11 protein-coding genes are annotated in these 12,423 nt (G+C 43.5%); all 11 read right to left on the bottom strand.

Annotated elements, in window-relative coordinates; genetic code table 11:
- Positions 1-139 precede the first annotated feature (139 nt).
- Positions 140-511, bottom strand: coding sequence for a zf-TFIIB domain-containing protein (locus IFO68_RS13450; RefSeq protein ID WP_192016370.1), 372 nt, complete (start codon positions 509-511; stop codon positions 140-142).
- 195 nt (positions 512-706) lie between these two features.
- Positions 707-1,180: a heme-degrading domain-containing protein gene (locus IFO68_RS13445; protein ID WP_192016369.1), complete on the bottom strand. Its 474-nt coding sequence runs from the start codon at positions 1,178-1,180 to the stop codon at positions 707-709.
- Positions 1,177-2,217 carry an oxidoreductase gene (locus IFO68_RS13440; RefSeq protein ID WP_192016368.1) on the bottom strand — a complete coding sequence of 347 codons (1,041 nt, stop codon included), beginning with the start codon at positions 2,215-2,217 and terminating at the stop codon, positions 1,177-1,179. Before IFO68_RS13440 ends, IFO68_RS13445 begins: the two co-directional genes overlap by 4 nt.
- 1 nt (position 2,218) lies before the next feature.
- The gene (locus IFO68_RS13435; RefSeq protein ID WP_192016367.1) at positions 2,219-2,986 is read right to left on the bottom strand and encodes a DeoR/GlpR family DNA-binding transcription regulator; all 768 of its coding nucleotides are present in this window, start codon (positions 2,984-2,986) and stop codon (positions 2,219-2,221) included.
- Between the two features lie 193 nt (positions 2,987-3,179).
- A complete protein-coding gene (gene leuE, locus IFO68_RS13430) occupies positions 3,180-3,818 on the bottom strand; it encodes a leucine efflux protein LeuE (protein ID WP_192016366.1) in 639 nt (212 codons plus the stop codon).
- Between the two features lie 121 nt (positions 3,819-3,939).
- Positions 3,940-4,560, bottom strand: a complete 621-nt coding sequence (locus tag IFO68_RS13425) for a LysE family translocator (RefSeq protein ID WP_192016365.1) — start codon at positions 4,558-4,560, stop codon at positions 3,940-3,942.
- 104 nt (positions 4,561-4,664) lie between these two features.
- Positions 4,665-5,486, bottom strand: coding sequence for an AraC family transcriptional regulator (locus tag IFO68_RS13420; RefSeq protein WP_192016364.1), 822 nt, complete (start codon positions 5,484-5,486; stop codon positions 4,665-4,667).
- Between the two features lie 64 nt (positions 5,487-5,550).
- On the bottom strand, positions 5,551-5,898 hold the full coding sequence (locus tag IFO68_RS13415) for a GFA family protein (RefSeq protein WP_192016363.1): 348 nt from the start codon (positions 5,896-5,898) through the stop codon (positions 5,551-5,553).
- A 53-nt stretch (positions 5,899-5,951) separates the two neighbouring features.
- Positions 5,952-6,482 carry a GNAT family N-acetyltransferase gene (locus IFO68_RS13410; protein WP_192016460.1) on the bottom strand — a complete coding sequence of 177 codons (531 nt, stop codon included), beginning with the start codon at positions 6,480-6,482 and terminating at the stop codon, positions 5,952-5,954.
- A 64-nt stretch (positions 6,483-6,546) separates the two neighbouring features.
- Complete coding sequence (locus IFO68_RS13405) at positions 6,547-11,265, bottom strand: OmpA family protein (RefSeq protein WP_192016362.1); 4,719 nt, start codon at positions 11,263-11,265, stop codon at positions 6,547-6,549.
- Positions 11,255-12,397, bottom strand: a complete 1,143-nt coding sequence (locus IFO68_RS13400) for a Tricorn protease domain-containing protein (RefSeq protein WP_225445225.1) — start codon at positions 12,395-12,397, stop codon at positions 11,255-11,257. Before IFO68_RS13400 ends, IFO68_RS13405 begins: the two co-directional genes overlap by 11 nt.
- Between the last annotated feature and the right edge of the window lie 26 nt (positions 12,398-12,423).

Genomic DNA, 12,423 nt, shown 5'->3' with positions numbered 1-12,423 from the left:
CAGATAATGCAGTTTGATTCTGCGTGATATCTAACCGTAAGTGTGGCCACTTTTCTGGCTGGACAGCCGCGAATGGAGCAGCGCTTGCAGGCGCATTACCATTCGCAGTGCCCTTCTAATATACCAGGTTCAATGGCACTTACAGACGCTCTTCAACCAGGAAGCGCTTGAAGAAATCCGACAAATCGATTTTCGCCAGATCCTTGAACTCTCCGGCATCGTAAAAACGGCCTTTACAGGTCGGGCAGCTTTCAAACCAGATATGAGGCTGTTTCGGGTCAACCAGTCTTAGCAACTTATTGCTTGGGCAGACAGGGCATTCGATCTGATCGATGCCGTTAAATGTCTTACCGATCCCGTCATCCCCGATATCGACAGCATCGGCCAGCGGCTTCATTTTTTCGATTTCATACGCGTCCAGCCATAAACCTTTGCAAGCGGTACAGCGCTCAATATCACCCAGCGGGGTATTAATATGCTCAAACTTCGAATGGCACTTAGGACATTGCATTCGAGACTCCTTTTATTATTGTCTTTAAATTCAGTTGCATACTACATTCATGCCGCAAATGAATAATAGACAAATTGTTTTATATCCTTCTGTTTTGTGATTCTCATGGAAATGTCATCGATTTCTGCCGCCATCGAAATGATGCTTGTCCGGCAACTGCCGAAAAAAAGCCGCTCAGAGCGAGCGGCTTTGGCTTCAGTTTCCCTGCCGGGACTGGAGAATGTGCTGCAAAGCCTCCGTCACCAGTTGATGATCCTCTTCCTGAGGCAATCCCGATACCGTCACCGCGCCCACTAACCCGCAACCTTGAATACGTAGCGGAAAAGAGCCGCCATGCGCGCAGTAATCCCGTGCATCTATATGGTGCTGGCTTTCAAACTCACGCTGTTTGCGGGCGTTGTATTGCCCAAGGTAATAAGAGCTTTTACCAAACCGCAGTACGCTGTTGCGTTTACGGCGAATCCAGTCCTGATGGTCCGGGTTCGTGCCCGCCATGGCATAGCTGAACAGAATCTGGCCAAATGCGTACACTTCGATCGCAACAGAGGCCTGCTTCGCTTCTGCATTGGTTTTTAGCAACGAGCCCAGCGCCCAGGCGGTCTCGTGATTAAACTGCTCAAGCTGCAAATCTGCTTCCTGTTGTACCAAAACCTCCAGTGTCAGGCTCATGCATCCACCTTCATGGTTTGCCCCAACCGGCTGCTTTCCATTGCCAGCTGAATCAGCCTGATATTCAGCAACGCTTCCTCAGCCGACACCGGGTTCGGAGAGCCTAAACGAATCGCATCTGTTACACCGGCAAAGTAATGCTGATAGCCGCCCAATTCAGTCGCAATGGTTTGCGAGCCGTCTTCCTGATGCAGCTGGCCATAGTTGGCTGCGTCCTCTGCTGCCCATTCTGGCTGCTCGGGTTTTACGCCGGCTTTGAGGTAATCTTCCTGTGGATCCAGGCCATATTTCTCGTATTTACCCAGTGAACCCAGCACTTTAAAGCGCAAATTCGGCTCCGGACTGTACAGGTTGGAATGCAGCTGGACCAGATGATCAGGGTACTGAAGGATCAGATTGTAGTAGTCGATGGTTTTCGCACCCGGCCGCATGGCCATACACTGCGCAGTCAGTGTCTGAGGTTTGCCGAACAGCGCCAGGGCCTGATCCAGCAGGTGCGGCGCCAGATCAAACAAAATACCGCCACCGTCTTCGGCCATTTCACGCCAGCGCTGACGGACTACAGGGCGAAAACGGTCAAAGTGTGATTCAAAATACTTCACCTCTCCCAGCCTGCCGTCTTCCACCAGCTTTTTCACTGTCAGGAAGTCGCCATCCCAGCGGCGGTTGTGGAAAACACTCAGTACCAGCCCCTTCTCTTCGGCTAACGCAATCAGTGCTTCGCCGTCTTCCACTTTGGTGACAAAAGGCTTTTCTACTATGACGTGTTTGCCGTTTTCCAGCGCCAGTTTCGCCAGACGAAAGTGAACGTCGTTGGGCGCCGTGATGATCACCAGTTCGGCATCACTCTCGATCAGCAGGGCATCGGCATCACTGAAACAGGTCACAGCAGGATAATCAGCGGCAACCGCCGCTGTCTGACTGCTGCTGATAGCGGTCAGCTCCAGCTCATCCATCGCCGCAATGAAAGGCAGGTGAAAGGTTTTTGCAGAAAAACCGTAGCCAATGACTGCTGTTTTTACAGGAGAATATCGCATATCAAAGCTGTCCTTGTGTTGTGGAAGCCACGATCACTTGAATATCGTGGCTGTCAAAGAGTTCGGCGTAAGTGTTTGTAAGTGGTTGGTCTGTGATTAATACATCAATGCCAGCCAGGCCGCAGACGTGATGAAAATTATTCTGGCCCAGCTTGTGCTGTTCACACACCACAACAACCTGCTGCGCCTGCGCCATCATGGCTTTTTTGAGCGAAGCTTCCTGCTCATTATTGGTCGACAAGCCATGCTCTGATAAAGCACAGACGCCGATAAAGGCTTTGTTTACCCGATAGTCAGCCAGCTGCTTCTCAGCCTGATGGCCTAACACAGCGCGGTGGAATGCATCAAATTTGCCGCCCAGCAAATGCACGGCAACATGAGGGTTGTCTGCCAGTTGCTGCAGGATATCGACAGAGTTAGTAATGACAGTAGCAGGCCGGTGAATGTATCGCGCCATTAATGTCAGTGTGGTGCTGGTATCCAGCAACAGATGATCATCATCGTCGATTAATTGTGCCGCGCACTGAGCCAGCTGTTGCTTGGCTTCACTGATCACTTTACCGGAATAGGGTTCAAGACGGGCCGATACCGAAGTTCTGACCGCGCCGCCACGAATACGCTGGATTCCCGGCTGCTGAGTAAGCTTCACCAGATCACGACGGGCAGAATCGCGAGAAACAGTAAACTGCTCGCAGATGTCATTGAGGGTCACCTTACCTTGCTGTTCTATCAGCGAAGTCAGATGAATTAGGCGTTCTTCCTGAGTCATACACTCAAAACCACTTAAGTAATTTTAAGTCATTCTGACAGAGACGAAAGCAAGTGCCAATCAAATTCGTATTGAGTCATGAGTCACAGCTCATTTTATCAGCATGGTACTGGTGAGCCTGTAATAACCCAGAGCAGAGCAGGAGAAAGGTTCAGGAAAGCTCTTCCTGAACCTTGTTGGTGACTAATAAAACTTAGACATTCGACATGGCCAGCCGGGCGGCAAAGCCGATAAACAGTGTGCCCATTAAGGCATTGCCTATCTTCTGCATGCCTTTGCTGGCGCGCACCAATTGGGTGATGTAGGCGCCCGCAATAATCAGCACGCTGAGAAAAATCAGGCTGATAATTTCAAGTACCGCCGCCAGAATAAGAAATGGCACCCCAGGGCTGGCGTAACTCATATCAATAAACTGCACAAAGAAAGACACATAAAACAAAATGGCCTTGGGATTGGTCAGGCTGAGTATCAGTGCTTTGCGAAACACCTTCTTGCCCTGTAAAGCCGGAGAAATCTCTGCCGATTCGCGGGACTGAAAAGCGCTGTATACAATCTTTCCGCCCAGAAACAGCAAATAAATCGCACCGAGATACCGAACCAGAGTAAACAAAATCGGCGTTGTCTGAATCAGGGTAGCAACACCGGCATAGGCGCAGAAAATTAACACAGCATCGCCGATAAACACGCCCGTTGCCGCCAGATACCCTTGCCTGATCCCCTGCCCCATACCGGTTTTCAGCACAAACAGAGAGTTAGGTCCGGGCAGCAGCACAATAAATATCGCGCCGACCACATAGGCCCAAAAATTCAACACCCCGTATTCCGCAAACATCGCCCCTCCCCCTTAATCACTTCAGACCATACTGATATACAGCAATATATACGTTTCAGTATTGTATGCAATCAGAGCATAAAATCGCGCATATCTTCAGCAGCGCAGACACTTTCATGGGCTATAGCCAGTGTTGCCAAATGGGATTATCAACCAGTAACCAGATGGCTACTACCATCAGCGATGCGAAGTAAATATAGCCTTGTACTTTCTGATTTTTGCTGTCGCCCGCCAGTTTTGCTAACAAGCCGCCAGCCCAGATCCACACCAGATGCATGGAGATATTGAGGATGGCAAGCCAGACCACTAACACCCAGACCGATTGTTCCCCGTATTCCTGATAGGCTTTTTCTGAAAACAGAGAAAACATCAGTAAGACCAGCAGCCAGCCTTTGCTGTTGAGTAATTGAATGATCACGCCATCGTAAAACCCTAAGCGCTTTTGCTGCCCGCTGTGCTCGAGCAGGCTGGCTTTCAGAAAACCCACGGCCAGATAAATAATATAGAGGGCTCCCGCGCACTGAAGTAACTGCAGCGCCAGCGGATACTCTTGAATGAGCGCGCCCAGCCCCAGCCCAATCAATAACGACTTAATCAAAAACACTGTGTCTATCCCCAGCAGCAATGGCAGAGACCGCCGGACCCCGACACTGGCCCCCGAGGCGGCAAACACGATATTCGCCGGCCCCGGACTGAACACTAATGGAAACATGACACCCAACCACAATAATAAGAAACTCATCCGTTTATCTCCGCTTAATTCAACACATCTGTTTCAAGTAACCTCAGGCTACGGGGATAGGTTAAACATCGGGCAAAGTGGCTTCTTGTATGAAATTGCAATCGCTAAGGTTGGATAGCGTAATGCTTGGGAGGCACGCCAAAAGCGCGTTTAAAGTTGCGGGTGAAATGGCTTTGATCAAAGAAACCGCAGTGGAGTGCGGTATCGACACAGCTGTGGCCCTCCAGTAACAGACTTTTGGCTTTCTGCACCTTTGTCAGCAGCAAAAACTGGTGCGGCGTCAGTCCGTAATGCGATTTGAATGCCCGGATGAGTTTGAATTTGGTCAGGCCACTCACGGTTTCCAGCTCATCCAGAGTCACGTTTTCTTGCCAGTTATCGTGCAGGTAGTCCCGGATAACGCCCGTATGCTTCTGAGCATTCCCAACCCTGTCAGCATCACGTCCGGCATTGCCGTATTGAGAAAACAAGGACTCAAACGCTACAGTCAGCAAAGACTGTTTAGTCAGCTCAAAACTGGTTGCTTCGAACGCCACATGCAGTTGAAGCAGCAAATCAAACAGAGCCGGATTGTTGATCACAGAGCGGTCGATGACAGGATCGACGGATTTCTCGCTGCCAGCAAAATGCTGTTCGATCATCTCCGGGGCGAAGTAAAACATCCGGTATCGCCACCCGTGCTCACTGCCCGCAAAACCCGTATGCACTTCTGAAGGATTAATCGCCACGATGTGACGCTGAGGCACCACAATGTTGCTACCCCGGTAAAATAACCCTTCCGCACCTTCCTCTATCACACCGATGGCCAGTTCTTCATGCCAGTGACGGGAGAATTCAAACTGAGTAAACGAGGCGGACAGCAGTTCGATACCGGAAAATCGCGCTGGCCGCCAAAGTGTAGAAAATTCCCTGTTTCCTGCGACCAACTCAGTCCCCTGTTTGTCTGTTCAACTACGCAACAGGTGACATCATCACACCAGCAAGATCAGATTACAACGACCGGCCATCAAAATGCGTCACCGGAATCGCATCCAGATCGATATCGTCAAGACAACGGATATTGATGGCGGCCATGGCATTGCCCTGCGGGTCACTCCCTTCCCCATAAGGATGAATGCCGCACGTCGGGCAAAACCTGTGCTGGATCGCATGCTGGTTAAAGGTGTAAGTGCTTGCTGCGCTCTCTGCCGACAGCAACTTGAATTCACTGCGGGGCACAAACCACAATAACGAACCTTTTCGCTGACAGATAGAGCAGTTACAAGCCAGTGCTTCCTGAATCTCGCCTTCGACCTCAAAAGCGACATTGCCGCAGTGGCAGCTTCCCTGGTATTTCATCGTCTTTCTCCCGTCGATTTCATTTCATGCCAATGTGACCGCAACAGCTGTTTTCAATCGGTATCAGTATAGCTGGCTGAAAAACGGGATGACTCAAATCGCTTTTCCATCCAGAGCGAGCTGATGTATTCACCCTGCTTTCTGGCATAGTCATGAAAGACACCGACCTCACGAAAGCCGAATTTCTGATGCAGCGCCACCGATGCTTCGTTTGGCAAAGCAATGCCAGATAAGGCACAGTGCACTGGTTGAGTCGCTAAAGCATCAAGTAAGGTTTTCATTAATGCACTCCCCAAACCCTGCCCCTTCGCATCGGGGTGAAGATAGATACTCACTTCAACGGTTTCTGCAAAAGCGGCGCTAGGCCGGTAAGGTTGGCTGCAGGCGAACCCCATCACTTGATGGTTTTCGAGGGCAACGAAAAGCTGGTGTGGGGAATCGGGACGGAATTGCGTAAACCACTCATTACGATTACCCAGTGTCATCGGCTCGGTTTCAAATCTGGCGTTCGTGTGCTCAATGTAATGATTAAAAATAGCCGTGATCGCAGGGATGTGGGTGATGGTGCCGGGGAGTATGTTTATGTGATGTAGTCCGCATTCTATTACCAACAAAAAGAAAAAAGCCCTGGTAAACAGGGCTTTCGTATTAACTATTAAGACTTTCCTTTATCGGTCGTGGTGCCTCAATAGCTGTTGGCTGATTCTTGACCCAATCAAGAAGCGTTTGGCGTTTCTCTGAGTCTGTCAACGTCTTCCAACGCTCGAACGCTGATTTATCTGTACTTCCAAGGCTATCATCTTTAGGCTCTTCAACCCACGGAACATAAGCATGGTACTTTCCACCTAAAGACTTAATTTCCAGCTCAATTTCGCTGCAAGGATCATAGACAGTTGATTGAGAAAGATTTACCTGTCTTAAACTCAATGAAAGTTTAGGTGTCATACTGCCTAAAATATCACCGAATGGCCTTAAACCTTTTACTTGAATCCCAGTCGGAGATATATAGTTTAGTTTAATCTCCATACTATAAACAGAATAAGTATTACTTTCATCGAGATCACCCGGATCCTTTTTTATTATTTCCAGTGACCTCTTAAAGAAACGTTCACTTTCAGAACTGATTAGAGATGACTTCTCATCAGTGTTCAATCGCCATTCATCATAATCAGTCCCATGACTCACATTCATTTTTGAATGATATTCACTAAAAGACAATTCGCCCTGATAACATAGTTTAGAAAAGTATGTAGGCCCTACAGTTCTATCCACGGCAAAGCCGTCCATCACTAATTGAACAGCCATATCAACATCTTTCCAGTTTAAATTCACTTTCTTGTAGTGCTCAATATTGTTTTTTTCTGCAACAATAAGTACATATAAAAAAGCCGGATTTTTTTCAGAATGGACAAAGCTTTTAAATTCAGTTTTTGATATTTCAGATAAATCTTTTGACGTCCATTTAAAATCTTCAATTTTCCCGGATTTAGTGAATATGTTTAAACCTGTGAATTTCGAATCGAATCCTACAGCTTTAGCGCAGATGTTCTCTACAATAGGCACAGTTTGCAGACTATTAGTATCTTTCGCTAATGTGAAAGCTTCTACTAATGTATCTTTCTCTTGCAAGATTAATGGTTCAGTTCCAAACTTTGTTGGCAGTGTCACTAAAGAGCTATTTTCTCCGTGCACGCCTACATTCAGACCTGATTTAATGTCTTCGAACTGCTCTAAACCATGAATTGAATGATCATAATATGTTGGTAATTTTACGCTATGCGAACCTGTTTTCATCCATAGCGTATATTCCATATTTCTAAATCCACCTTGTGAAATATAATAATTAAAGTTACTACTATTTTCACCTTCATCAAGATAGAAGCGCAATCTATTCCCAGCATCTATTGTTGATAAGAAGTCAATTCTAAAACTACTTGTTAATGGTTTTAAACCAGGAATCTGCACTTCACCAAAATAGTAAAATGGCTCAAATTCAACACCGGATAAAACAGTTTCACCTTGAGAATCATAGTATTTCTTTAACTTTCCATCCGGATCGATACTAAAGCTTGAATATTTCATAGGTGTGAACAATGCTTCAAATTCTGGTCCAGACAAGTCCCAACCATCGGTCCTGTCATAGCCTAGCTTCACTGAAATTACTTTAGAAATCATATCTTTCAAAACAAGCTGTGCTTTTACTTTATGATAAGGTCCAAGACGGTTTGACTTTTTAACATCATGCCAATCAGTAAAAGTCTGCCAATTCTCACCATTGGGTTCAGCGATTAAAATACGACAAAAACCAATATCTTCGTCACGTAAATATTCAGTTATAATTGAAAAGTTATTTGCAAACTCTTCGAAAAGTTTCTCCTCACCATGTTCAAACAATTTTGTTTGAATGGGAAAAACTCGATTAAAATTTCCTGAGACAACATTCGGGTTTTCTTTAATAATAGAATCTGACTTTTTTGACACTTCTTTACTGACTGGAAGGGGTATCGGAGAATATCCAAAGCTCGAATAGGTATTACCACCATTTTCTAAGAATAGTTTTTTCTGATGAATACTATTTATCCACTTCAATCCCAGATTATCTGTAAAACGAGTATAAGCCGTCCAATCATCACGGTTTATATAAGTATCTATATACTCCGATACTTCATATTCAGTCAATAGTTTTAGATTAACTTCACTTTTCTTAGCTTTAAGCCAAGCAAATATATACATCAGACCATTTAAAGCCAGCGCTCTTAACTTATAACGTTTTAAAAGCTCTTTTGTTGTTTTTTCATCATGAAGGAATTTCAACATGTCTTCATAAGATTCATGTTTTTTATTTAAATCAAGATTTATTTTTCTTACTTCATGCAACATTTCAAGGTTAAGTCTTGAGAGAGTCCTCAAATGATTGACTTCCCCTTGATTTTTAATAAACTCATCGAAGCAGTGTTCAAATATAGCAGCATCTAAAGCCTTAATAGCTGACTGTGCTACCTTACCGCCTTCAATCATTACCATTACACCTCTTGCAAATGGTGCAAGATGTGGAATGTACTGAGCAACTTCAAGAAGCGAGTCTAACAAAGCCATCAACAGTTCAAGTTCACTGTCATCTTCTTTTTTTAATGCGTGAATAGCTTTAAGTCTTGCCCTTTCCATTGCCTGATAACCCAATCGGCTTGGATTAAAAATAACATCAAGTGACGTAAAGTAAACTCGAATCTCAACACGACGATTGACTTCCAGTTTCGGGTTATCTCTTCTAAGATCACTTTGTTTCTCAGGTTTATATATAGGATAAGCATCACTCAAAGCCGTTGCTTTGATAAACTTCTGTAAGTTATCAGGAAACATTGCTTTCGCATTCATTGCACGCTCAAATGAAACCAGCTTATTCGCCTCAGGGCTTCCAACCTGACATGCATGCCCTTCAATTTCTATTCTTAATTGTGGCTCATGTTGCAATGCCTCAATTAATACATCAATCACTGGTTTACTGTTTTTCAGTTCTTTCTCCCGAGAGTTAAAATGGAAAAGAACTTTTAAGCCAGAGCCTCTGTTATCTGTTAACAAACTGATATTATCGTATTGATAAATGTCACGATTTCTATTCGAAAGTTGTTCTTTTGCTTGCTCTATAGCCTTATTTATACACTCTGCATCTTGATTAACACTTTCTTTCCAGACAGGGATTTTATCTAAATAATCAGAAGAAATTTCGTCCAAACCTTTCTTGGATTTGTTAACATCCTCTTGCGTTTTCAGATACTTTTTGAAGTTCTCAAGTAACTCATACATAGAGTTGGCAGTACTGATAAATGAGAGCCCATGATCTGCAAGACCACTAACACCACCGTACCATGATTCAGCTAGTCGTCCTGTAAGTGCTGGATAGTCTTTCTTCTTCCAATCATCCAAAAACTGACCTAAATATTCCTTTGAGTCAGCAATATTAATAACCTTATCTCTGAATAGCGCTGCACCTCCAAGCTTTTTCTCTGCAGCAGATAGCGTATTATCAGACAAAGCCTTATAGTGATCATGAGCTTCTTTAACACTGAATAAGCCATAGTATAATTCCCCGGTTGCTTGCATCGCTTCCGGGAGCTCTTTCTCTATTGCTTTCCAGAACAAATTACTAATCGTGTTAAAGGTCTTAATTCCACCATCCTTATTATACATATCCTGCCAGCCACCATTTAAGTGGCCTGCTGAAACCTGACCAGAAGCATCACGAATCGCTTTCAAAGAAGCTAAACTATCAAGTGCCGGACTTTTTACCCCTTCAATAGCTGTTTGGTTAGCTAAGAACTTCTGCATACCTGCTAAAAGTTGCGGAAACTGAAAAAACAGATTTTCTTCGAGTGAAATCATATCGCCTGATACGATAGCCATTTTTCCTAACGGATTTTCTGGGGAAAATCGAATGTATTCTCGAAGTTCATATTCGAACCCTGCCTTAAAACCAATATTTACTCGTCTTATATTTGATGTTTTAATTGAATCAGGAATTGACTCAATTTTATTTGGATCAAAAGTAACCCTGATAGTGCAGAGGCCTTCTTCAAATGTCGAACTATCTAAATGAAACAAAGCACAGGGATGATCTTTATCTTCTTTTCCATCTAACCTTTCAGGTACAATTGCTTGTGCTTGAACTTTTCCATTGAGCTTATCTATCCCATTATCATCATACTGATGAAGTGATACGGTTGCATTCGTATAATCTTTACTCGAAAAAACCACTACACAAGTGGCGTATACCGGCAGTATAAATCCTTTAAGTGGAACTCCTTCACTTTTTACTCCTTCCAACCAATCATTATATGTTTTTTTCTCGTCAGACAATTGGCCGTCAGACCCAACTTCATGTGCTGGTGCCAGCTGCTCTAAACTGATGGTTGTTAAAGCAAAGTTTACAGGTTCGGAGCCAACCTTATCCGACAATTCATTAAGCTGTTCAGTTAATTCTTTGACACTTTTTTTAGATTGTGCCAATTTCAATAACAATGGCAATGGTGGAAACTTTAACTGATAAACACTTTTGGTTAAATCGTGAACAGGGTTGCTATGTCTAAGTATGGTATAGCTTTTATCCTGCTCGCCTTCCAGTCCTTGACTACCTGCACTCAGTGCACATAAACGATAGTTTATATCTGTTGCCCATAAACTGTTTGCATTCTCATCAGCAGCAAGTACAGGTATCAAATTTAATGGTCTTACATTATTAATTTTAGTTTTAGTTAAATCACTTTCTAGATGATATTTTCCATATTGTTCAGATGGCGCTCCTTCACCAATTTCTTTAGTAAAGCAAGCACCAAAAATATAATAACATGACGGATTTTTGTTATTTATCATTATTTAAACCTTTTTTTAAAAAGTTACCATCATTTGCAAACGCATTATAAAGCGATGAATTATTTGCACTATGTCCTGAACCTATCTGTTTCCAAACTTGATGTTCTTTTATTTTTTTATCTTCACCAAGCTGAAATAGGAATACTTGTGCGGCACCACCACTTCGAGCAAACTTTGCATCCAGACTTAATATGTTTAACATTTCATAATCGCCTGGTTTTGAGTGATCAATTTCTTCTCTGTCAATCTTTCTATTTTCTACATCAATCAAAAACCGATACTTATAAGATTCTCCCCAAGCAAATTTCCCTGTTGGGCTAATCCCTCTTTTTCTGAGTTCAAATTCATCTATTTCATCAGAATTTTGTGTGAGTACAACTTTATGTAATAAATCATTTGACTTTTCATCATATACAACAACACCATAATCACTTACAACATATCGCCTTCCACCATGTATAATCGAGTCCTTTGTAAAGTAAACATCAACTTTCTCAATTTTTTCATCTGAAAATATATATTTATAGCTTTGTCTACCTTCAAAAAAATATAAATAATCACTCTGTTCCGACCATAACAAATCTTCCCGACCATTCCTGTCACCCAACTTAATATATTCGCCTGTTTTCAAATCTTTAATGAATTTATATATACCTTCAAAAGTTGAGTAGCTAATTGCTAAATATCGATTATTAGGTGACATTCGCATCACCCTTACTTCCCCATCAAATTCATCCGCAACTAACCGCAAATCAGTCCCGTCCGTTTTAATACTCCAGACTTTATCTTTCCTGTCATAATAATCATCTGTTTCACCTTCACCATTATCCCAGCGGAAAACAATACGGGGTAAGTCATAAGAGCTTTCATTGTCTAAGTCTTCGCGCGGCCATTCTTTGGCTTTAAAGACATAGTGACGGGGTTTTCCGTTGTTATCCTGGTATCGAACATAATTATGCTCGGTAATGTAAATCCGGCCATCTTCCCATTCCTGGGCATTTTTTTGCTCTACAATTGACAGCTCTTTTTCTGGTTGATTACTTTCTATAGTGGCTTTATCTTGCCCGCAACCAACAAGGAGTAGAGTTGTCAATAAACTGAGTTTCAGTGTTGATTTCATACTTTTTTTCATAGTAATCATTCTTTCTTTCGCCAACG

Origin of the sequence: Photobacterium arenosum, from assembly GCF_014841115.1 — a bacterium.
Taxonomy (GTDB): domain Bacteria; phylum Pseudomonadota; class Gammaproteobacteria; order Enterobacterales; family Vibrionaceae; genus Photobacterium; species Photobacterium arenosum.
This window is presented reverse-complemented; position numbering and strand designations above follow the sequence as displayed.